We start from the raw sequence: 22,938 nt of genomic DNA, 5'->3' as shown, positions 1-22,938 counted from the left end.
ATACGATGAAAGTTGCATTTCCTCCACGAAAAAAAGCTAAAAAACACTCAATAAGAGTAGGAGTGTTTTTTGTATCTAATTGTTTTTATTATACTTTAATAACTGCTGATGATGAAATTAACTCGGGAGTAGCGTCAACTATAAATGAGTTAATAGAACTACTGACTGTGCAGTATCGTTGTCATTTACAACAGATTGTTTTTATTTCTGTATTACCACAGCATTTAATTTGGCGAAAAAGTGTGTATGTATCACAACCATTGCATCAGTATGCTTTAGAACAGCAACTGTATCATATTTTAGAAAATGATCTTCCTAATGATGGTGCACCAATTTGGTTTGATTATCTGTATCGACAGGAATCTTTAGATGTTTATGTGATTAAACAGCAAAGTGCAGAACAAGAATTAGGCAAATATTCTCCTCTTTCATTACAAGTATTAGATGTTTTACCGCGAACTTTATTAAGGGCATTTCGTTATTTATCAGGGAAAAGTCAGCAGGAGAAGGTATTGTATTGCTTTTGTGCCGAACAGTTAATTTTTCTGGTTGATTCACCAAATAAAACGGAAATGTTGTTTTCACAAGAGGATTTTTCCGCGAGTTGGCATAAGTTGGCGAGTACTTTTGCTCAAAACTGTTCCAGCATTATTATCTTGCAAACAGCGGAACAAACAGAAATTGATTTCACCGTTATTGAGCAACGAGATGAGGTACAAATCTTGCCAACAATGGCAGCAGGAGAGTTTATTACATTAGGCTGTGCTTTATGGGGGTTAGATGTTTAGTCAATATCGAATGGAGATCAATTTATTAAATTGGCGAAAGTTACATCACAGCAAACGTTACCGCTTATTAACAAGCTTATTGTTACTGTTGATCCTGCTAGCTGTGACAGTGAATTATTATTTGTTGCAAGATTTTCAGCGGCAAGATTCTATATACCAAAAGTTGCAACAACAACAGCAACGACTGAGACAAAATTTACAACAAATTGAACAGGCACAACATAAACAACGCCAGTTATTAAATCATCAATTACAACTGGAGAAAATCCCATTAACCGACATCATTCATTTTACGCAAATACTGTCGCACCTACCTTTAGGCAATCAGGGACGCTTGGCTTTAGCGCAAATAGAAATTAACCCTTTTGTTGGAGAACAGAAGAATAAACTGCATTTTATGATTGCAGGGGAAGATATTGCGCAACAGGAATTTTATCAACTACAACAATATTTACTTTCGCATTGGCCTTATCCACTGGAGCTGGAACCTGGAACACTTGTCCAGAACGCACAAAAACAATATCAGTTTACATTACGTTTCAACAAAAAAGAGGGAAATGAATGACAAAATTACCTTTAAAGTATCCCAAAGGTCTGCATTGGTATTTGTTGTATTTACCTAATTATATGTTGTATTTAGTTTGGTTATTGCTATTGGTTTCGATTGTTGCTTATCCATTGTGGCAAAACTGGACAATACATCAACGTATTTCAGCATTAAAACAAACTCTAGTGGAATTAACTAGTTTGGAGCATAAACAGCAGCAAATTTTACAGTTATTGCAACAGCGAGTAAGTGAAGGCAGAGATTCACAAAAAAATACGCAAAAACTGGATAAATTACATCAAGATTTAACGGAATTAAGTAGCGAACAAGCTTTCACTTTTGATATGCAAATGAGTAACAAGGATTTATTACGTGTTGACTTACGTTTGCATATTGCATTTCAATCTTTTATTGAACATTTTGATTTACTATTCCAATCCATTTTGGCTAATTGGGCGATTTCTTCGATTCAGATAGAACGTAATCCTGATCCTGATTCACATGGTTTGTTGTCCATCTCCATTCATCTATTTTCTGAGGAGTTACGCTGATGAAATCGTTAATGTTTTCTCTGTTATGTGTCGCGTTCGCAATGGATGCCTTTGCGAAACCCTCTATCAAGGATCCTTTTTTCGATACAGTCACACTTAGTTTTGTCAATGATCTTCCTGTTGATGATGTGAATATGGCTGCCGATGAATTTGAAGCTATTGCAGTGAAATATATTCAAGTGAATGAACTGGCAAAAGTATTTAGTGAAAATGGTGGCGGATTATTGTCATCATTGTCTGGTTTTAGTGTTGAACCTCGTAATAATTTGATTTTAGTAAAAGGAGATAAAAAGCAGATTGCACAATTTCGAAAATTAATTGCTCAATTGGATAAGCCGGGTGAGCAAATTGCAATTGAAGCAAGGATTGTCACCATAAATAATGAAAGTTTAAATGAGTTGGGTGTGCGTTGGGGGATGTTTAGTAATGCAGATAATTTTCATAAAGTTGCTGCAAAGCTAGATAGTTTTGGCACAGAAAATTTAAATGCGCATCTAAATGTGAATTTCTCAACTAGTTCTGAAGCAGCATCTATTGCATTACAAGTAGCAAAAATCCATGGACGTTTATTAGATTTAGAATTAAAGGCATTGGAACAAGAAAATAATGTGGAGATTATTGCTAGTCCGCACTTATTAACCTCTAATCAAAAACGAGCTGTGATTAAACAAGGTTCAGAAATTCCTTATGTAATTGAAGATGATACGGAACGGAGTAGCCGTACACATATTGAGTTTAAAGAAGCGGTATTAGGGTTGGAAGTTACACCGCAAATTTTGCATCAAGGAATGATTGCTTTAGATCTAGTTGTAACACAAAACTCGGCAGGTGCAAGTATTCCGTATGGTGCAGGGCAAGTTGTGACAATTGATAAACAGGAAGTACAGTCACAGGTTATGGTCAAGGATGGTGAAACGGTTGTACTGGGTGGTATTTTTCACGACTTAATGGGAAAAGGTGAAAATAAGGTACCTTTATTAGGTGATTTGCCCGTATTGGGAAAATTATTTCGCAGTAAAACTGAACGCCATCAGAAGAGAGAATTAGTCATCTTTATTACCCCAAGAATTATCCATAATGCAGCAGAAACATTAGAGAATTATCAAAAACGCAAAGATGACTTTATGCAAAAGAATAATCTTTGATAAAAATTCAATGTGAGGTTGAAAAATGCGCCTATTTATTGAGATAATATCACGCTATCTCAATGAACATTCGAGGTCTTGGGGATCTTTTGAGTGTTGTGATTATAGAAGAATACTTCGGTATTCTTTTTCTTTTGCAGTAAAAACAACATAAATTGAGTAACTTAGATTGAGTTACACACACTCAAAGATCAAACTATTCATTTATCTTTAAATCATTTAGAACGATAAAAAACATGGCAGAAAAAAGAAATATTTTTTTAATTGGCCCTATGGGAGCAGGAAAAAGTACGATTGGTCGTCAACTTGCTCAGTTATTAAGTATGGATTTTGTGGACTCAGATACTGAGATTGAACAACGTGCGGGTGCTGATATTGGTTGGATTTTTGACGTTGAAGGCGAAGAAGGCTTTAGAAAAAGAGAAGAAAGAATTATCAATGAATTAACGCAACGTCAAGGTGTAGTTTTATCAACAGGTGGCGGTGCAGTGATGTCAAAAGAAAACCGTAACCATCTTTCAGCACGTGGCATTGTGATTTATCTTGAAACTACCGTTGAAAAACAACATCAACGTACATTGCGTGATAAAAAACGCCCTTTATTACAAGGTGTTGAAGATCCACGCCAAGTGTTAGAAGATTTAGCGAAAATTCGTACACCGCTATATGAAGAAATTGCCGATATTACCTTACAAACTGATGATCAAAGTGCCAAATTAATGGCGAATAATATCATTGATTTGTTAGAGAATTTTACTGGTTAATCAATAGCGATATTAACGCTTTAAAGGATAGAAAAATGGTAGATGTTTACGTAGAACTCAAAGAAAGACGTTATCCAATTAGTATTGGAGCAGGATTATTGACAGAGCCAAGTAGTTACTATCCTTTAAAGTCTGGCGACAAAGTCATGATCGTGACTAATCCTACAGTGGCAGCGCATTATTTACGAACAGTGCGTGCAGCCTTGGAGAAAGTCGGGTGCCAAGTGAGTGAAGTGTTATTGCCTGATGGTGAACAATATAAAACATTGGATTCACTCAATCTTATTTTTACCGCATTACTTCAAGAAAGACATGGACGTGATACCACCATTTTGGCATTAGGTGGTGGAGTAATTGGCGACGTGGCTGGTTTTGCTGCAGCTTCTTATCAACGCGGTGTTCGTTTTATTCAAGTTCCAACTACACTATTAGCACAAGTTGATTCTTCTGTCGGCGGTAAAACAGCCGTTAATCATCCGCTCGGCAAAAATATGATAGGTGCATTTTATCAACCAGCTAAAGTTATTATCGATACTGATACTTTGCATACATTACCAGCTCGTGAAGTAAGTGCGGGTTTAGCTGAAGTGATTAAATATGGCGCAATTTTAGATAACGATTTTTTTGTTTGGTTAGAACAAAATATTAGCGCTTTAACTAAGCTAAACGCACAAGCAATGCAATATTGCATTCAACGTTGCTGCGAGTTAAAAGCAGAGACTGTGGCGAAAGATGAAACTGAACAAGGTGAGCGTGCGTTACTTAATTTAGGGCATACATTTGGTCACGCTATTGAAGCACATCTCGGTTATGGCGAATGGTTGCATGGTGAAGCTGTATCAGCGGGAATGATGATGGCTGCCTATTTGTCTTATCGTTTTGGTGATCTAACAATTACAGATGTTGAACGCTTACAAGCATTGTTACTAGCGGCTAATTTACCAGTTCTCTCGCCAGAGCAAATGACAGCAGAAGAGTATTTGCCTCATATGATGCGTGATAAGAAAGTGTTAGCAGGGAAATTACGCTTAGTCTTATTGAAATCATTAGGGCAAGCTTATGTGACTGCTGATGTTGAGAAAGCGTTGGTGTTGCAAGCGATTCAAGATTGTATCCGTAGCCACTAATCCATGTCGCACAAAATACATTCAGTAAAACATCGTTCGTTTTTAAAATGGGCTGGTGGGAAATACCGTTTAATTGATGAGATTAAAAGCCTTTATCCAAAAGGTAAAAGCCAATTAATTGAACCTTTTGTTGGCGCGGGGACGGTTTTTCTCAACAGCGATTTTTCACAATATTTACTTGCTGATATTAATCCTGATTTAATTAATTTATTTAATCTTGTTAAAGCCGATGTTGATCAATATATTCGGGATACAAGAGCGTTATTTATTCATCCTGAAGCGAATACCGCATTACGTTACTATGCATTACGAGATGAATTTAATCAGAGTGCAGATCTTTGGCGACGAGCGACGATCTTTCTTTATTTGAATCGTTTTGGTTTTAATGGCTTGTGTCGTTACAACAGTGACAATGAGTTTAATGTGCCTTTTGGCGCTTATCGGCAACATTATTTCCCTGAAAATGAATTGCGCTATTTTGCTGAAAAAGCGGCTCAGGCTAAATTTATTTGCGCTTCATTCCAAGAAACTTTTGCCTTGGCAACTGAGCAAAGTGTGATTTACTGTGATCCTCCTTATGCGCCGTTACAGCAAGAATCCAATTTTACTCGTTATGCAGGTAATGAATTTAGTCTATTACAACAGCAAGAACTTGCGGATGTGGCTCGTGCAATAGCGCTACAACAAAATGCTACGGTATTAATTTCTAATCATGACACGCTGTTTACTCGAGCTTTGTATCAAGGAGCGAAAATCAAAAAAATTAAGGTGCAGCGTTCTATCAGTCAATCGAGCGAAAAACGAGTGAAAGTAAAAGAGTTAATTGCGCTATTTTCACCACAATATTTAGCCAAATGGCAGCAGAAAATGGCTAACTCAAACTTGGAATAACTTTAAATGTTAATTGTTTGATATTGGGATATTGTTGTTGAATGTTGGCTAATAATTGTGCTTGTTGAAATAGTAAACTCTGATAAACAACACCATTTGCCACATGAAATAGAATAGAATTTTCCGTTAATTCAGCTAATCTCATTTTTCCACGAAATTGTGCTGGAATCAGTTTTTCAATATCTTGATAAAATTGTTGTAGATGATTATGGCGCTCAATAAGCGAAGAGAGTGAAGAACGTTGTAAGATATCATTTACATTCATCACTTTTTGGTTGCGAATATTTTTATTGGTTGACATCTTACCGCCTTGATCCAAGCAATTTGTATGACATTATAGAGGAATTATTCTATAATCGTCACTGGTTATTTTTAGAGGTGTTGTTAGGTTTATTATTGTGGATTATCAATTAACGAAAGTCGGAATAAAAACGTTGTGGCAGCGGCTTTTATTGAGCGTTTTGACACTGTTTTTTTTACCGCTCCATGCTGAACAGCCGGAACATCTAACAATAACTCCATTAGAAGCTAATCAAACCGTTGCGGTTAATCAACAGCAACAATTTAATTTACATTTTTTGTTGTTAAAGAAAGTACAGCAACAAACTATTGTTTCACGTCAAAAAATTAAAGTTCAGCCAGTGTTACAGGTGATGCAGCAACATAGGCTACCACAAATTAATCGTTATCAAATTTCGATTCGTGCTGGCCCGACATATCAAAGTTAAATGAGAGTTTATATTTTGGTGTGCTGACTAGAGCAGTCAGTAAGTTTTATTTTGTAACAAGAAAAGAAATTATTATGTTATTAGCTATTGCAAGAAAAATTTTTGGTAGTCGTAATGACCGCATTTTACGTCGTTTAAATAAACGTGTAGCACAAATCAATAAATTAGAACCTAAATTTTCTGAATTGTCAGATGATGAATTAAAAGCCAAAACTGCCGAGTTTCGCGATCGTTTAGAAAAAGGGGAAACTTTAGATCAGTTATTACCAGAAGCGTTTGCTACTGTGCGTGAAGCAAGTAAACGTGTGTTGGGGTTGCGTCCATTTGATGTGCAATTAATTGGGGGAATGGTTTTAAATAATCGCTGTATCGCAGAAATGCGTACTGGGGAAGGGAAAACGTTAACGGCAACATTACCTTGTTATTTGAATGCGTTAACAGGTAAAGGCGTGCACGTGGTAACAGTGAACGATTACCTTGCTCGTCGTGATGCGGAAACAAACCGTCCGTTATTTGAATTTTTAGGAATGACAGTTGGGGTAAATATTCCTGGATTACCGCCAGAAGAAAAACGTGCTGCTTATGCGGCTGATATTACCTATGCGACTAACAGTGAATTAGGTTTTGACTATTTGCGTGATAATTTGGCACATAGTATGAATGAGCGTTTCCAACGTCCGTTACACTATGCGTTAGTCGATGAAGTGGACTCAATTTTAATTGATGAAGCACGTACACCGTTAATTATTTCTGGACAAGCAGAAGATAGTTCAGAACTCTACATCGCGATTGACAAGTTAATTCCACAATTAATTAAACAAGATAAAGAAGATAGCGATGAGTTCCAAGGCGATGGTGATTACACTGTTGATTTGAAAAATAAACAAGCTTATTTAACCGAGCGTGGTCAAATCAAAATTGAAAAATTATTGATGCAGGCTGGTTTGATGAAAGAGGATGAATCTTTATATTCACCTGCAAAAATTACTCTATTACATCACGTTTATGCTGCATTGCGTGCGCACTCACTATTTGAACGTAATGTTGATTATATTGTGAAAGATGGCGAAATTGTGATTGTGGATGAACATACTGGACGTACGATGGCAGGACGTCGTTGGTCAGATGGTTTACACCAAGCAATTGAAGCGAAAGAAGGGGTAAAAATCCAAAGTGAAAACCAAACAGTAGCATCAATTACTTATCAGAATTACTTCCGTCTTTATGAAAAATTAGCCGGAATGACAGGAACTGCAGATACAGAGGCTTTTGAGTTCCAACAAATTTATGGCTTAGAAACCATTGTTATTCCAACTAATAAACCAATGATTCGTGACGATCGTACCGACTTAATGTTTAAGAGCGAAGAAGATAAATTCAAAGCGATTGTTGAAGACATCAAGGATTGTGTAGCGAGAAAACAGCCTGTCTTAGTCGGGACAGTGTCTATCGAAAAATCTGAATTATTATCAGATATTTTGAAAAAAGAAGGCATTAAACATAATGTGTTAAATGCGAAATTCCATGCGCAAGAAGCAGAAATCGTTGCGGATGCGGGTTATCCGGGTGCTGTGACTATTGCAACGAATATGGCTGGTCGTGGTACAGATATTGTGCTTGGTGGTAACTGGAAAGCTGAAATTGCGAAATTGGAAAACCCAACTGAAGAACAAATTGAAGCAATCAAAAAAGCGTGGCAAGAGCGCCATGATATTGTGATGCAAGCAGGTGGTTTACATATTATTGGTACAGAACGCCATGAATCACGTCGTATTGATAACCAGTTGCGTGGTCGTTCTGGTCGTCAAGGTGACCCAGGTTCTTCACGTTTCTATCTTTCTCTTGATGATGCGTTAATGCGAATTTATCTGAATGAAGGTAAATTGAATTTAATGCGTAAGGCTTTCTCTGAGCCGGGCGAAGCAATGGAATCTAAGATGCTGACTAAAGTCATTGCTTCAGCACAAGCGAAAGTGGAAGCGCATAACTTTGATGGACGTAAAAATCTATTGGAATTTGATGATGTTGCGAATGACCAACGTCATGCAATTTATGCGCAGCGTAATGATCTATTAGAGAACGATGATATTTCGGATACGATTGATGTGATTCGTCAAGATGTCTTTAATAACGTGATTGATCAATACATTCCACCGCAATCATTGGAAGAGCTTTGGGATGTTGAAGGCTTAGAAAAACGCTTAAAAACTGATTTCAATATGGATTTACCAATTGCAAAATGGTTGGATGAAGATCACAACTTACATGAAGAAACTTTACGTGAACGTATTGTCGAGATTGCAATTGAAGAATACAAGAAGAAAGAGGCAATGGTGGGTGCAGAAACCATGCGTAATTTTGAAAAAGGCGTGATGCTGCAAACATTAGACGAACTTTGGAAAGAACATCTTTCAGCAATGGATCATTTGCGTAAAGGGATTCATTTACGTGGTTACGCACAAAAAGATCCAAAACAAGAGTACAAGAAAGAGTCGTTCCAAATGTTCACCGATATGCTAGAAACATTGAAATTCAATGTGGTAAGTATTTTAACTAAGGTTCAAGTGCGTACTCAGGAAGAGATTGAGGCGGCGGAACAAGCGAGAATGCAAGCGGCAGCCGCTGCAGCTAAGATGGCTGAACAAGCTCAAGTGCAATATCATAGTGATACTTCTGCATCAGGTGATGAAGCTACGCAACCACAACGTAAAATTGGACGTAATGAACCTTGTCCTTGTGGTTCTGGTAAGAAATACAAACATTGTCATGGACGTATTCAATAAGCGTTTTAGTTTTGTAGTTTAAATGAGGTAAGCTGTACATTTGCAAATGTACAGCTTTATTTTTAGCAATTGGAAAATGAACGATGAATAAACCATTAATTAAAGTGGCTGCTGGCATTATTCGTAATGAGTTTAAGCAAATTTATCTGACGCAGCGGTTAGAAGGTAAAGATTTTGCGCAATCTTGGGAATTCCCAGGTGGTAAAGTTGATAAAGGTGAAACGCCTGAGCAAGCGTTAAAACGAGAGCTTGAAGAAGAGGTGGGAATTTTTGTCTTACAAAGTAAATTGTATGAACATTTTCAATTTGAATATCCAACAAAAATCATCTCTTTTTATTTCTATTTGGTTGAAGAGTGGGTAGGTGAACCATTCGGTAGAGAAGGGCAGGAAGGGTTTTGGTTGGAACAAAAACAACTGGATGTAGGGCAATTCCCACCAGCGAATGTGAAGATCATTCAGCGCCTATTAGCAGAAACAGAAAAGGATTAACTTTTCTAACTCGCCATTGTAATGGTAATTTCTTGTAGCGCTTGCCAAGCATTAGTATCTGTATTTTGTTTTAATGTCTTTTCTAATGCTGTTAATAAATGAATTAAATGATAGAGCTGATGATAAGAGAGGCGCTGGAGTGCCGCAGTATAAAATGGACGACGATTTTTCCAAATGCGCAGTTGGTCAAAGCGTTCTTTTAAACCTGTCGTGGCTAACATTTGTTGGCTTTGTGTTATTTTGGCAGCAGGTTCCGTTCCTAATTCTAATAGTAAAAAGAGTTCTTTTTGCAATATACGCAGTAACACAACCGCCTGAATATCACCCTCATTTTGTAGTTGTTCTAAGATACGTGCAGCGCGATATTGTTTTCCCTGCAAAATCGCATCAACTAATTGATACGGAGTAAAGACGGAGGCTTGTTCAATACACTGATTTGCATTTAATAAAGTTATAGTCTGTTGTGGATATAATAATTGCATTAATTGCAGCACTTGTTTGAGTGCAGCCAAATTATTTTCATAGTTATAAGCTAAAAGCTCGATCGCTGCTGGCTCTAATTCCAACGACATTGTTGCAGCCCGCTGTTTAATCCATTGAGGTAATTGTTCTGCTGGTGGCGTTTGACAATTGATTTGCAAAATTGGCAATTGATTTAAATGGGTAAACCACGCCTGTTTCTCGGTTGAAAGAGAGAGATTAGCCATTTGTAATACAACAATGACATCTTCATTCAATAGCGAAACTAATTGTTGTAACTGTTGTTGTAACGCTGTAGAAAGATTTTCAGGAAGTGTGAGAAAAAAGATTTGTTTGGTCGAGAAAAGTCCAAACGTTTGCAGTTCATTAAATAGTTGCGACCAATCTGTGGTGGTATCAATGATTAGATCTTGCTTTTGTTCTACACCTTGTTGTTTGGCAAATTGCAAGATAGTTGCTTTAGTTTCTTCCAATAATAAAGGATCTTGCCCAACTAACAGATATCCAAGGTAGGATTGTTGTTGTAATGAATGAACTAATTTATTCGGGAAGATCCTTATCATCATAATAATTAATATTGTTGTTGGATACTGATCATTTTGATCATAATCTGTTGAGCTGCTTGGCGATACATATCGTTCCAGATAGTACGTTGTTCCGCATTTTTCGCTAATGCAGCACGAGAGTTATCAAAGAAGGTACGAGAAACCTGTACATTAATTGGATAACGTTTCTTATCGGGCATTTGTAATGATGCACTCACTGATAAGGTTAATAAACTTTCTGCTTCACGACCTTGTTTAAATACAGAAGCGACAGTATCACCAGTCGATACGCCATTTAAGCGTAAGATAGGTACATTACCTTGCTCAACTAAAGTCACACCACGTAAGCGTAACTCTTTTTTCATTGCCATAGAGATGTCGCTATATTTATCGCCTGTATCTAATTGCACTTCATTAAAGACTTTTTGTGAAAGTGCATCATTGGCAAAATGAAAACCACAAGCAGATAACAATAAGGTCAATGATAAAGTCAAAAGGTGTTTTAGCTTTTTCATAGAGATTCCTTTAGAGCTATGTCATATCAATAAGGAAATGCCATTTAAGGCATTTCCAAATAATAAATATGGCAATTAGAATATTATTTCGCTACAAAGCTGAGTAATTTACCTGGAACATAAATGACTTTGATGATGTTTAATCCATCTAAATGTTTTTTCACATTCTCATCAGCCATTGCCGTTGCTTTGATTTCATCTTCAGATGCAGCTGACGGTACGGTTACTTTTCCACGTACCTTACCATTTACTTGCACTACGACCAATTTTTCATCATCAACCATTGCTTTTTCATCAGCAACTACCCAAGGTGAGAAATCGATCACGTCTTGGTTACCAAGGTCTTGCCATAATTGGAAGCAGATATGTGGTGTAATTGGATAAAGCATTTTCACCACTGCGTTTAGTGCTTCTTTCATTACTGCTTTATCTTGTTCAGTTTCCAATGAAGCTTTGGTTAGTTTATTCATCAATTCCATTATCGCAGCAATTGCCGTATTAAAGGTTTGACGACGACCGATGTCATCACTCACTTTAGCAATGGTTTTGTGTAAATCACGACGTAATGCTTTTTGTTCTGAATTTAACGCTTTAACATCAATCGCAGTTGTTGCTGGTTGTTGTTGATAATCGTAAACTAATTTCCATAGACGGCGAAGGAAACGATTAGCACCTTCTACACCAGACTCTTGCCATTCAAGTGTCATTTCAGCTGGTGAAGCAAACATCATAAATAGACGTACGGTATCCGCACCATATTTCTCAACCATCTCTTGTGGGTCAATACCGTTATTTTTTGACTTAGACATTTTGGTCATACCAGCGTGCACTAATTCATGCCCTTCTGGGTCTATTGCTTTAATGATACGTCCTTTTTCATCACGAGTTATGGTAACTTTAGTTGGCGATACCCAAATACGCTCATTGGTTTCTGAGGTGTAATAGAATGCGTCTGCTAGCACCATACCTTGGCAAAGTAATTTTGTTGCAGGTTCATCACACGCTAATAAGTCGGCATCACGTAACAATTTGTGATAGAAACGGAAATAGAGTAAGTGCATTGTAGCGTGTTCAATCCCACCAATATATTGATCAATAGGTAGCCAATAGTTAGCTTCTTCGCTATTTAACATACCTTGTTGATAATCTGGGCAGGTATAGCGAGCGTAGTACCAAGAAGACTCCATAAAGGTATCAAAAGTATCAGTCTCTCTTAATGCAGGTTGACCATTGTAAGTTGCTTTTGCCCAACTTGGATCAGCTTTAATTGGACTTTGTACCCCGTCCATTACTACATCTTCCGGTAAAACAACTGGTAAATCAGCTAATGGAACTGGTACTACTTCGCCATTTTCGAGTGTCATCATTGGAATTGGTGCACCCCAATAACGTTGACGTGAAACTCCCCAGTCACGTAAACGGTAATTGACTTGACGTTTACCAACGCCCATTGCTTCTAATTTATCTGCAATACCATTGAAAGCTTTTTCAAAATCTAAACCGTTAAATTCAGCAGAATTAATCGCAATACCATGTTCGGTATAAGCGGCTTTGCTAATATCTAATGCACTACCATCAGCAGGTGTAATAACTGGTTTTAATGGTAAGTTATATTTTTGTGCAAATTCCCAGTCACGTTGGTCGTGTGCTGGTACCGCCATTACGGCGCCAGTACCATAGTGCATTAAAACGAAATTTGCTACCCAAACTGGTACGGCTTCGCCAGTGATTGGATGTAATGCGTAACGACCAGTGAACATTCCTTTTTTCTCCATTGTTGCTAATTCTGCTTCAGCAACTTTGGTATTACGGCATTCTTGAATGAATTTGGTAAGTTCAGGATTATCTTTTGCTGCTTGTTCTGCTAAAGGGTGTCCTGCAGCAACAGCAAGGTAAGATACGCCATAGAAAGTATCTGGACGAGTGGTATAAACAGTTATGCTTTCATCGCTGTCTTGCATCTTGAAGGTAATTTCTACCCCTTCAGAACGACCGATCCAGTTGCGTTGCATTGCTTTTACTTGATCAGGCCAGTCTGGTAATTGATCTAAACCTTGTAGTAACTGCTCAGCATACTCAGTAATTTTAACGAACCATTGTGGAATTTCTTTTTGTTCCACTGGGGTATCGCAACGCCAACAACAACCATCATTCACTTGTTCGTTAGCTAATACAGTTTGATCGTTAGGACACCAGTTTACCGTAGAGGTCTTTTTATAAATTAAGCCTTTTTTATACAACTCAGTAAAGAACCATTGTTCCCATTTGTAATATTGTGGTTTACAAGTGGCAATTTCACGATCCCAATCATAACTGAAACCCAACATTTTAAGTTGGTTTTTCATATATTCTATATTGTCATAAGTCCAAGTTGCCGGTGCAGCTTTGTTTTTGATTGCTGCATTTTCTGCCGGTAAACCGAATGAATCCCAACCGATTGGTTGTAACACATTTTTGCCGTTCATACGTTGGTAACGAGAAACGACATCACCGATAGTATAATTGCGTACATGTCCCATATGTAAACGCCCAGATGGGTAAGGGAACATCGATAAACAGTAATATTTTTCTTTTTGTGGATCTTGTTGAACTTTGAAGGTTTTATTGTCTTGCCAGAATTTTTGAATTCGACTCTCTACTAAGTCGGGACGATATTGTTCTTGCATGATAAGTTGTCCTATTAGTACCGATAATTAAGTGAAAATTTAGAATTAAAAAATGTGGTATAGAATAGCTTAAAATGCAGTTAATTAATAGAAATATTATTGGTATTAGCGCTGAATTTGAGTACACTTGCACTATGTTGTAATGATGATAATTGTACTATGTCTGAAGTTTTTATTGCTTGGGGAAATATTCATCAAGAATATCCTCTTCATTTGATCCCACCATTAATTGATCCTAATACAGAAGTAACCACTGTGAAAAAACGAGAACGGCAAATTGCTGATTTTTTATTATGGCAATTGCTGCAACATATTGATCGAGAAGATGTTTATTTAACAGGAATGGGTAGAGCGGATAATGGCCGTCCATTTTGGTTGAATACTGAATTTGATTTTAATTTAAGCCATTCGGGAGATTGGGTGGCAGTGGTTTTATTAAAAAGAACAACTGCTGATGAAGTTGTTGGCATTGATATTGAACATCCTAAAAAGGCCCGCGACTTATCTCGTTTATTGCAATATTATGCGCAACCTGCGGAATTGGCGTGGTGGAAAAAACATTATGACCAATATGGTGCTTTTTATTTAAGTTGGTGTGCTAGGGAAGCCGTTCTGAAAGCAACAGGTCGTGGTATTGGCGCACTGTCGAAGGTCGTTTTTGCTGTCGATCGACATCAATTTCTTACCAAAGAAGCGCCGGAAGGTACTTTGCTTTTTGCGCAATCATTGCCATTTTATTTGGCTTGTTTTGTAGAAAATTATCAATCAGCAAAAATACAGTATTACGGTTGGGGTGGGGAAAAATTATCATCAGTCAAAATGATTTTGACTACATATCCAGTGACTCATCAGGAGTGAGCATGACAGAAGAACAACATAAAAATGTAGATCAACACGCTTTTGGGATTAAATTTGCCAATATATTGCAATGGATTCTCAATGCAGCATTAATTGTCCTCTCTGTTATTTTGGTTATTTTACTTGGTAAACAAACCTTTGAATTGGGGGAAATTATTGTTTTAAAAGCGAGTGATACCACGATTGCCTATGTGTTAGCAGAGCGGATAGTGGTGTATTTTTTGTATTTTGAGTTTTTGGCATTGATCGTGAAATATTTCAATGCAGGCTTCCATTTCCCATTGCGTTACTTTTTATATATTGGGATTACAGCGATGATTCGCTTAATTATTGTGGATCATTCAAGTGCGATAGGAACATTAGCGATAGCAGCCGCAATTTTATTGATGGTAGCGGCGCTCTTTTTAACAAATATCGCAGAAAAAAGAAAATAGAGGAATTGAAGATGACAGTAGAAACAAAAATTCGTCAATATGGTCAACAAGATGTTGAGATGTTACATGATGAAGTTGTGTTTAAAGGGTTTTATACGATGAAACGCGTTCAATTTCGTCATCGTTTATTTTCAGGTGAAATGAGCGGTGTCGTCACGCGTGAAGTATTAACGAAGAATGAAGCAACTGCAGTTGTGTTGTATGACCCACAACAAGATAATGTGGTGTTAGTTGAACAAATTCGAATCGGGGCTATTGATGCCAATTCAACTGCTTCACCATGGTTGTTAGAGTTAGTGGCAGGGATGATCGAAACGGGTGAGAAACCAGATGAAGTGGCAGTGAGAGAGAGTGAAGAAGAGGCTGGTGTGCATTTGACTGAACTCTATCCAATTATGCAATTTTGGGATAGCCCGGGTGGTATGTCGGAGCGGATTCACTTATTCGCTGGTCGTGTGGATTCCAGTACTGTTGGTGGTGTACATGGATTAGCAGAAGAAAATGAAGATATTCGTGTACATGTTGTAAGTCGTGAAACTGCTTACCAATGGTTGCAAGAAGGCAAAATTGATAATGGTGTCGCTGTCATTGGTTTGCAGTGGTTACAATTAAACTACACTAAGTTGCAGCAAATCTGGCAATAAATCTGTGATAGAACAAGCAATTCCGAAAAAAAAATTGTTAAAAAATGTGCGGAAACTAACATTTTTACTATTTGCCTACTGACTTTTTTACTGAAATGTCTAAAGTAGTAAGGAGAAATTTAAAATTATTTTAGGGGGCATTATGTCAGATCTATTTCAAGATGAATCGACTGGTGTAATAAAATTGCTCCAAGTGACAGACCCTCATCTATTTGCGGATGCGAATGGTGAGTTATTAGGCATTAATACGTATGCAAGTTTTCAGCAGGTATTAAGCGAAATTAAGAGTTCTGGCTTTGAGAGCGATTTTATTTTAGCAACGGGAGATTTTGTGCAAGATGGTAGTGAAGAGGGTTACCATCGTTTTGTTAAAGAGATTGCACAATTAGGCAAAAAAGTTTTCTGGATTCCAGGCAATCATGATTTCCAACCAAAAATGGAAGTAGTGTTTGATGTCTATAAAGCCATCATTCAACCACAAAAACACCTTTTACTAGGTGAACAATGGCAAGTTATCTTATTAGATAGCCAATTATATGGCGTGCCTCATGGAATGTTGGCTGAAGATGAATTAGCTTGGTTAGAGCAACGTTTAGCAATGTATCCTGATCGTAATACATTGGTTGTATTGCATCACCATTTATTACCAACTCGTTCTGCATGGTTAGATCAGCATAATCTAAGAAATCCATATGATTTTTCTGAGGTATTAGCAAAACATAAAAAGATTAAAGGAATTTTTTATGGTCATATTCATCAAGAGGTAAATGGTGAATGGCAAGGAATTCCAGTGTTTGCAACACCATCAACTTGTATTCAGTTTAAACCGGATTGTGCCCATTTTACATTAGATAATTTACAACCAGGTTGGCGTGAAATTACGTTATATCCAGATGGGCATTTAGAAACGAGAGTACAACGTATCAAAGAGAAAGTATTCTTGCCAAAAGATAATATGAATGGCTATTAGTCATTGATAACAAGTGATGTTACGCAGTTTGTTTGCGTAATATCACTTGTTGCATTAAGCCAAAATGACAGAAATGACGCCGTTCTATCACTAATGGCAAAGGTTCGATTAATTCTTGTAATCGCAAATTAATGGTTGTACCTAATGCGGTAGTAACTGCATCAAAACCTTTGCGACAAAGAGACGCTTCTTTTCCATCAGGTAAAAATTTATCCCATAAAGAGATAATGCCATTAGGTTTGAGTACTCGAACTGCTTCATTCAGTAACTCTTGTGGCGTTGAGGTAACTGCTAGGATCAGGTGTAATAAAACCAGATCGCAGCTATTATCTGCTAATCCACTCTGTTCGGCGCGTCCGACTTTTGTAGTGATTTGCCAAGGATATTGGCGTTGCTGGATAAGTTTTTCAGCTCGTGCCAACATCTCGGAGGAAAAATCGATCAAAGTTAATTGGCTGTCGGTAGCTAATCTATTAGCAAGATAAGGTAAATCTAAACCAGTGCCAGCACCAGCAATATAGATCTGTTGTGGTACGTTTTGCCATACTTGTTGTTGGTTAAGTAAATCAAATTGGTGATGGCGCATATTATCTGCAGCCTGTAAGAAAAAATTATAAATCTTGCTGTAATAATTCCAACGTGCTGCAGATGCCATTTTTTGCTCCTAATGATTTAAGCGTTCTTGTTCAGCTTTATTAATTAGCCATTCACAAGGCTGGAAACGCTCGCCATAAAGTTTGACGTGTTCATTTAACGCCTTGACAATAGAGGTTGCACCAATATGTTGCATATAAGCGTAAATACCACCGCGGAATTCTGGGAAGAATACGCCCAATACCGATGCCATATTACCTTCATCCGGATTACTAATCACACCTTCTTCTAAACAGCGGGCAGCTTCATTTAACATCATTAAAATACAACGGCGGACAATTTGTTCAGACTCAAGATTGTTTTCTGAAATGGTTTCCATCACATAATAGATACTCTTATCTACCATTGTGCGTTCATCAGTTTGCGAATTATAGAGATAGAAACCACGTTTATTTTTACGACCTTTACGATCATCACGCAGTAAATTCCCCAATTTTGCCGGGACAGCAAAAGGCTTACCATAGTAACGTTCAAGATTTGGCAACATTTTTGCTAGTAGATCTAAGCCAAAATCATCCAACATCGCGAGAGGGCCAACTTCAAAGCCAAATTCTTGTAAGGCACGATCAACAAAATCAACTGCTTCGCCGTCGCATAAGCAATAAAATGCCTCTAATAGATATGGAATCAGAATACGATTAACAAAGAACCCTGGTTTATCAGCAACTAACAATGGAATTTTTCCTTGTTGAATCGCAAAATGTATTGCCGTTGCAATTGTCTTTTCGGAAGTTGTTGCATGAGGAATAATCTCTAGCATCTTCCGTTGTGAAATTGGTGAGAAATAGTGGAAACCGATCACATTCTCTGGACGATTAGCAACGCTAGCAATATCGGAAATAGAAAGTGTGGAAGTATTGCTGGCGAAAATTGTATTTTTACCATAGAAAACTTCACTTTCTTTTAATACACGTTGTTTTACTTCTAACTCTTCGTAAACGGCTTCAATAACAAAATCGGCATCTGGGGCTGCCAGAAAACGTTCTCCGCCGGAAATCAAATACATCATTTGTTGCATTTGACCAGATGAGAGTAGTTTTTTACTGACTTCTCGTTGTAAGAGCGAATGCGTCATATGTAACGCTTTGGTAATACCGCTCGGGTGAATATCCTTAATACGAACAGGAATTTTGGCATTACGCACAGTGATATAGGCAATACCTGCACCCATAAAACCACCACCAATAATAGCGAGTTTATTGACATCACGCACATTACCGCGTGTTTCATATTGCAACCGCATTGCTCGTTTGGTTTGTTCAAGGTTGCGTAAAACACGAGAATTATCGCTATTAAATAGTGCAATAAATGCATTTTTCTCGGTATTTAAGCGTTCTTGATGTGTCGGTTGTTTCAAAATTTCAATAATTTTGAACATAGCCGGATAATTATCAATTGGACCTAACCATTCTTTATTTTCAGCGGCATCAAAAAGAAAATGGCGAGTCACTCGATTGTTATGCAAATGACTTTGCACTTTTTGCCAAAGTTGAGCAGTTTGCGAAAGCGTTTTGGCCACTAATGTTTTTTGCGCAAAATATTCATAAGCAGTCACTGTTAGTAGGCTTCTCGGTACAACAGCATCTACACAATTCAATGATTGCATGGTATGAACATCAAGTTTATCGCCAGATAATAAAAAGGAGAGTGCATTTTTTAAACCAACACGCTCTACTAAGAATGAACTACCATTTGCGAATGGTACGATACCGGAACGTACTTGCGGCATAGCAAATTGTGTAGTGATGTCATCAGATGCAATACGATAACGACAAGCTAACGCTAGCTCTAAGCCGATACCATAACAAGCGCCATGAATTACGGCGACAGTTGGAAATGGCAAGTTTTGAATTTTTTCAATTAATTGATGTACTTGATTGATAAATGCCTCTAGTTGTAAATCAGATTTACCAATTAAGCTATTAAGATCAAAACCTTGAATAAAATTATTTTCTTTAGCAGATTGGAGAATTAAACCTTTTGTTCCTGCTGGCAATGATGTCAACAATTGATCTAACTGAGCGACAAAATCTACTGAAAGAGTATTGCATTTTTTATCTTGTACATTAATCAGTAAACAAGCTATTTGTTGATCATCAATGCTTAAAGTAAATGGAGATAATTGATTGTTTTGTTCTGTCATATTCATTATTCACTCTCCAAAATCATTGCGCCGCCAATTCCGCCTAAACCACCAGAGGCGATTAATGAAGTGCCACCACCACGTTGTTTTAACGCGTATAAAGATTGAATGATTAAACGTAAGCTACTTACCGCACGTGGGTTACCATAAGCAATAGAACCACCTAATACATTAAATTTATTCATATCAACAGAACCTATTGCTGTGGTTCGATTAAGATGTTGGCGCGCAAAGGTATCGGATTCGAGGAGTTTTAAATTAGCTAATATCTGTGCGGATGAGGTTTCGTGAAAATCAATTAAATCAAGATCATTTAAACGCATATTGGCATTATCAAGCACTTTAGCAACTGAATGGGTAACACCCACAAACATATTTTTCCACACATCATTAGCGGTCATAGTGTAGTGACGAATGTAACCTAAAATATTTAAGCCCTCTGCTTTAGCAGTATGTTCATTCATTAACAAGACTGCGGCAGCGCCATCACAAGAGTGAGAAGTATTCCAGTCGGTAGCAGTGCCATAGCTTTTACCATTAAATGGTTTAAATTTTTGATAAAATTCAGGTTTCAGATTTTTCTCAATTTGGTTGTCAGAAACGACAAATTTTTCATAAGGTGGTGGGAATGACACCATAACTTGCTGACGTAAAACACCACTTTGCCATGCTTGATGTGCTAAACGATGCGAGCGCGCTGCATACTCATCTAATTCTTGACGGCTTAAATGAAAATCTTGCGCCATTTGTTCAGATACATCAGAGAGAGATAACTGGGTTAAAGGATCTTTTAAATTAACAGCTTGTAATTTCAAATCTTGCCAACTAATTTGACGAAATAAACGGTATTTTTCCTCGTAACTTTTTGCCGCTAAAATTTCTCTGACAAGTTGAATTAAATGAGAATTTAATCGAATTGGCGCATTAGATAATGAATCAGCACCGCCAGCTAAAGCATAATGTGTATTTTCCATTAAAATACTATTGCTTAGATTCACTAAAACTTGTAATCCGGTTGGGCAAGAGCTGCTTACCGTATAAGATTGCGCATATGGCATATTTAGCAACAATGAAATTTCACGTGAAATATTTGGAATATCAGGATCTTGGATAACTTGACCAAATACCACTTGTTCGATTTTTTGTTTTGGAATTGCTAAACGGCTAAGTAGTTCATTAGCAACCATAGCACCGAGATCTTTCGCTTTAGCGTCTTTAAACAGCGTGTTTTGTTTGATGAAAGGAGTACGCAGACCATCAACAACGGCAACACGTGCACCTTTAGATGTAGTTAAAATCGCTTGTTCAGACATAACGTCCTCATCTTTTTAAAATAATATTGCCAAATTGTAGCGCATTCTATACTAGAGCGCGATAACTGGGAATAGGGACGCTTTTCTTTGTTTTTCTAAAAGTGATTGGGTAGAATAGCCAACAAAATTGACAGGATTTAAAAAATGACCAAGAAAAAGATTACGAAAAAAGATAATACCATTGCATTAAATAAGCGTGCTAGACACGATTATTTTATTGAAGAAGAAATTGAAGCAGGATTGGCTTTGCAAGGTTGGGAAGTAAAATCATTACGTGCAGGTAAAGCAAATATTGGCGATAGTTATGTGATTTTCCAACAAGGTGAAGCGTTTTTATTTGGTGCCAATATTACTCCATTAAATGTTGCATCTTCGCATGTTGTATGTGATCCAACACGTACAAGAAAATTATTACTAAGTAAAAAAGAAATTGACTCTCTATTTGGAAAATCGAATCGTGATGGTTATACCATTGTCGCTTTATCACTTTATTGGAAGAGCGCTTGGGCAAAGGTGAAAATCGGTATTGCTAAAGGTAAAAAACAACACGATAAACGAGAAGATATTAAAGAAAGAGAGTGGAAATTAACGAAAGATCGTATTATGAAGAATGCGGGAAGATAGATAAAGGTACTTAAGGTATATTATGCGCCAGAAAAGAAAGTTAACACATAATGAATATAAAGATATCTTGCTTAAAACATTGGTTTATTTTGATAAGATTTGTCGTGAAAATAATATTTCTTATTCGTTGGGATATGGTTCTATGCTCGGCGCTGTAAGGCATCAAGGATTTATTCCATGGGATGATGATATAGATCTTTTTATGTTAAGAACAGAATATGAGAAATTTGTTCAAGTATGGAATGTGAACAAACATATATGGGGAAAAGATTATGAATTGTGGGGTATTGATGATGAAAAAAGCTTTTTTTATGGACATTTAGTAAAGTTTTTTGATAAGAATTCTGTTTTAATTGAGAGAACAAAAAATCATATTATTGAGTATGGTATTTTTCTTGATATTTTTTTGTTAGAAGATATTTCTTCTGATGTGAATAAAGCTCAGAAACAACAAAGAGAATACAAGTTTTATAGAAAATTATTAACTCATTTTCATAAGCATGGAAAAGTATTAAATGTAATTGCTAGAAAAGTATCAAGAAAAATCCCATCTATTTATTTTTGTATGGATGAATTGAAAAAAATTACTCAACAAGAAAGATCTGAATACGTAAGTGTGTATGCTCCAGTAGATAAGTTAGTTTATAAAAGAGAATATTTTGAAAATACAATTTTATTACCTTTTGAAGGTTATTTATTTCCAGTCTCTGAACAGTATGATTTATTGTTAAGAGAACAATATGGCAATTATATGATGTTACCACCGAAAGAAGAACAAATAGGACATAAGGTAGAAGCATATGCTTATTAATAATGATGAAGTTATTGCTCGATTTTGTTCATTGCTTAATTTTGATATGGCACAAATATTATCTTGTGATGTTATTGGTGGAATGACAAACAAAAATTACTTGTTAACTACATCAAAAGGAAAGTTTGTTTTTCGTATTTCTGGTGTAATGTCTAATCAAATTATTAATAGAAATAATGAATATGTTAATAGTTTATTAGTAAGCCAACTAGATATAAATCCTAATATTGTTTATTTTGATAAAGAGAGTGGGTATAAGATTACAGAATATATTAAAAATGCTAGTACATTATCTCCATACAGTATTTTTAATTATTTGGATAAAATTTCTTCTTTATTAGTTAAACTTCATACTTCAAATATAAAATTTATAAATAAATGGAATTATTTGGAAGAATACGATTTGTATAAAAATATTATTGTAGAGAATTGGAGGGGGGGGGGTAGATAATGAATATATAGATGT

At 36.7% G+C, this 22,938-nt stretch carries 24 protein-coding genes; 17 read left to right on the top strand and 7 right to left on the bottom strand.

The annotated features are described in order from the left end of the window. Window positions 1-167: 167 nt before the first annotated feature. From NYR30_RS10415 to NYR30_RS10385, 7 genes are all read left to right on the top strand, one after another. Complete coding sequence (locus NYR30_RS10415) at window positions 168-788, top strand: hypothetical protein (protein WP_302500983.1); 621 nt, start codon at window positions 168-170, stop codon at window positions 786-788. Then, complete coding sequence (locus NYR30_RS10410) at window positions 781-1,353, top strand: hypothetical protein (RefSeq protein ID WP_302500981.1); 573 nt, start codon at window positions 781-783, stop codon at window positions 1,351-1,353. Before NYR30_RS10415 ends, NYR30_RS10410 begins: the two co-directional genes overlap by 8 nt. Then, window positions 1,350-1,886: a hypothetical protein gene (locus tag NYR30_RS10405; RefSeq protein ID WP_066112263.1), complete on the top strand. Its 537-nt coding sequence runs from the start codon at window positions 1,350-1,352 to the stop codon at window positions 1,884-1,886. Before NYR30_RS10410 ends, NYR30_RS10405 begins: the two co-directional genes overlap by 4 nt. Beyond that, complete coding sequence (gene pilQ / locus NYR30_RS10400) at window positions 1,886-3,031, top strand: type IV pilus secretin PilQ (protein WP_302500978.1); 1,146 nt, start codon at window positions 1,886-1,888, stop codon at window positions 3,029-3,031. The genes NYR30_RS10405 and pilQ overlap by 1 nt, the downstream gene beginning before the upstream one ends. A gap of 236 nt (window positions 3,032-3,267) precedes the next feature. Beyond that, window positions 3,268-3,795, top strand: a complete 528-nt coding sequence (aroK, locus tag NYR30_RS10395; protein ID WP_066105683.1) for a shikimate kinase AroK — start codon at window positions 3,268-3,270, stop codon at window positions 3,793-3,795. A gap of 35 nt (window positions 3,796-3,830) precedes the next feature. Further along, entirely contained in the window at window positions 3,831-4,922 is a 1,092-nt protein-coding gene (aroB, locus tag NYR30_RS10390; protein WP_066422096.1) for a 3-dehydroquinate synthase, read from the top strand. A gap of 3 nt (window positions 4,923-4,925) precedes the next feature. Beyond that, complete coding sequence (locus NYR30_RS10385) at window positions 4,926-5,813, top strand: Dam family site-specific DNA-(adenine-N6)-methyltransferase (protein WP_066422097.1); 888 nt, start codon at window positions 4,926-4,928, stop codon at window positions 5,811-5,813. Here NYR30_RS10385 and NYR30_RS10380 read toward each other — a convergent pair. Next, on the bottom strand, window positions 5,794-6,114 hold the full coding sequence (locus tag NYR30_RS10380) for a DciA family protein (RefSeq protein WP_082966118.1): 321 nt from the start codon (window positions 6,112-6,114) through the stop codon (window positions 5,794-5,796). The genes NYR30_RS10385 and NYR30_RS10380 overlap by 20 nt on opposite strands. Window positions 6,115-6,211: 97 nt before the next feature. Here NYR30_RS10380 and secM point away from each other — a divergent pair, with 97 nt between their 5' ends. The 3 genes from secM (at window position 6,212) to mutT (ending at window position 9,815) form a co-directional block, all read left to right on the top strand. Next, window positions 6,212-6,541 carry a secA translation cis-regulator SecM gene (gene secM / locus NYR30_RS10375; RefSeq protein WP_066422098.1) on the top strand — a complete coding sequence of 110 codons (330 nt, stop codon included), beginning with the start codon at window positions 6,212-6,214 and terminating at the stop codon, window positions 6,539-6,541. Between the two features lie 74 nt (window positions 6,542-6,615). Further along, window positions 6,616-9,324 carry a preprotein translocase subunit SecA gene (gene secA, locus NYR30_RS10370; RefSeq protein ID WP_066422099.1) on the top strand — a complete coding sequence of 903 codons (2,709 nt, stop codon included), beginning with the start codon at window positions 6,616-6,618 and terminating at the stop codon, window positions 9,322-9,324. An 83-nt stretch (window positions 9,325-9,407) separates the two neighbouring features. Beyond that, window positions 9,408-9,815, top strand: coding sequence for an 8-oxo-dGTP diphosphatase MutT (gene mutT / locus NYR30_RS10365; RefSeq protein ID WP_066422100.1), 408 nt, complete (start codon window positions 9,408-9,410; stop codon window positions 9,813-9,815). A gap of 5 nt (window positions 9,816-9,820) precedes the next feature. On the opposite strand, the gene holA is transcribed toward mutT, so the two are convergent. From holA to leuS, 3 genes are all read right to left on the bottom strand, one after another. Next, window positions 9,821-10,861 carry a DNA polymerase III subunit delta gene (gene holA / locus NYR30_RS10360; RefSeq protein WP_082987448.1) on the bottom strand — a complete coding sequence of 347 codons (1,041 nt, stop codon included), beginning with the start codon at window positions 10,859-10,861 and terminating at the stop codon, window positions 9,821-9,823. Between the two features lie 5 nt (window positions 10,862-10,866). After that, window positions 10,867-11,355 carry an LPS-assembly lipoprotein LptE gene (locus tag NYR30_RS10355; RefSeq protein ID WP_066105699.1) on the bottom strand — a complete coding sequence of 163 codons (489 nt, stop codon included), beginning with the start codon at window positions 11,353-11,355 and terminating at the stop codon, window positions 10,867-10,869. Between the two features lie 83 nt (window positions 11,356-11,438). Further along, window positions 11,439-14,021, bottom strand: a complete 2,583-nt coding sequence (gene leuS / locus NYR30_RS10350) for a leucine--tRNA ligase (RefSeq protein ID WP_066422101.1) — start codon at window positions 14,019-14,021, stop codon at window positions 11,439-11,441. Between the two features lie 159 nt (window positions 14,022-14,180). Here leuS and NYR30_RS10345 point away from each other — a divergent pair, with 159 nt between their 5' ends. The 4 genes from NYR30_RS10345 to cpdA all read left to right on the top strand — a co-directional run bounded on the left by NYR30_RS10345 (window position 14,181) and on the right by cpdA (window position 16,927). After that, the gene (locus tag NYR30_RS10345) at window positions 14,181-14,879 is read left to right on the top strand and encodes a 4'-phosphopantetheinyl transferase family protein (protein ID WP_082987449.1); all 699 of its coding nucleotides are present in this window, start codon (window positions 14,181-14,183) and stop codon (window positions 14,877-14,879) included. Window positions 14,880-14,881: 2 nt separating this feature from the next. Further along, the gene (gene psiE / locus NYR30_RS10340; protein WP_066422102.1) at window positions 14,882-15,313 is read left to right on the top strand and encodes a phosphate-starvation-inducible protein PsiE; all 432 of its coding nucleotides are present in this window, start codon (window positions 14,882-14,884) and stop codon (window positions 15,311-15,313) included. Between the two features lie 11 nt (window positions 15,314-15,324). Next, a complete protein-coding gene (nudF, locus tag NYR30_RS10335; RefSeq protein WP_066105707.1) occupies window positions 15,325-15,957 on the top strand; it encodes an ADP-ribose diphosphatase in 633 nt (210 codons plus the stop codon). A gap of 142 nt (window positions 15,958-16,099) precedes the next feature. Further along, window positions 16,100-16,927, top strand: coding sequence for a 3',5'-cyclic-AMP phosphodiesterase (cpdA, locus tag NYR30_RS10330; protein ID WP_066422103.1), 828 nt, complete (start codon window positions 16,100-16,102; stop codon window positions 16,925-16,927). Window positions 16,928-16,946: 19 nt separating this feature from the next. Here the strand turns inward: cpdA and NYR30_RS10325 are convergent, their stop codons facing one another. From NYR30_RS10325 to NYR30_RS10315, 3 genes are read right to left on the bottom strand one after another with little or no spacing between them, the layout of a single operon-like run. Then, complete coding sequence (locus NYR30_RS10325; protein WP_066422104.1) at window positions 16,947-17,582, bottom strand: class I SAM-dependent methyltransferase; 636 nt, start codon at window positions 17,580-17,582, stop codon at window positions 16,947-16,949. 9 nt (window positions 17,583-17,591) lie between these two features. Further along, a complete protein-coding gene (locus NYR30_RS10320) occupies window positions 17,592-19,724 on the bottom strand; it encodes a 3-hydroxyacyl-CoA dehydrogenase NAD-binding domain-containing protein (protein WP_066422107.1) in 2,133 nt (710 codons plus the stop codon). 5 nt (window positions 19,725-19,729) lie between these two features. Further along, window positions 19,730-21,037: an acetyl-CoA C-acyltransferase gene (locus NYR30_RS10315; RefSeq protein WP_066105717.1), complete on the bottom strand. Its 1,308-nt coding sequence runs from the start codon at window positions 21,035-21,037 to the stop codon at window positions 19,730-19,732. A 144-nt stretch (window positions 21,038-21,181) separates the two neighbouring features. Between NYR30_RS10315 and smpB the strand changes: the two genes are divergently transcribed. Genes smpB through NYR30_RS10300 form a run of 3 tightly spaced genes read left to right on the top strand, consistent with a single transcriptional unit; the run spans window position 21,182 to window position 22,923 of the window. Then, window positions 21,182-21,661 (top strand): SsrA-binding protein SmpB, encoded by a 480-nt coding sequence (gene smpB, locus NYR30_RS10310; protein ID WP_066422324.1) that lies wholly within the window; start codon window positions 21,182-21,184, stop codon window positions 21,659-21,661. Between the two features lie 22 nt (window positions 21,662-21,683). Then, on the top strand, window positions 21,684-22,472 hold the full coding sequence (locus NYR30_RS10305; RefSeq protein WP_066422325.1) for a LicD family protein: 789 nt from the start codon (window positions 21,684-21,686) through the stop codon (window positions 22,470-22,472). Continuing rightward, entirely contained in the window at window positions 22,462-22,923 is a 462-nt protein-coding gene (locus NYR30_RS10300; RefSeq protein WP_302500959.1) for a choline/ethanolamine kinase family protein, read from the top strand. The genes NYR30_RS10305 and NYR30_RS10300 overlap by 11 nt, the downstream gene beginning before the upstream one ends. Window positions 22,924-22,938 lie beyond the last annotated feature (15 nt).

It is taken from the genome of Gallibacterium salpingitidis, from assembly GCF_030517105.1.
Classification (GTDB): Bacteria; Pseudomonadota; Gammaproteobacteria; order Enterobacterales; family Pasteurellaceae; genus Gallibacterium; species Gallibacterium salpingitidis.
The sequence above is the reverse complement of the archived record's forward strand: the minus strand, read 5'-3'. Positions and strand labels throughout refer to the sequence as shown.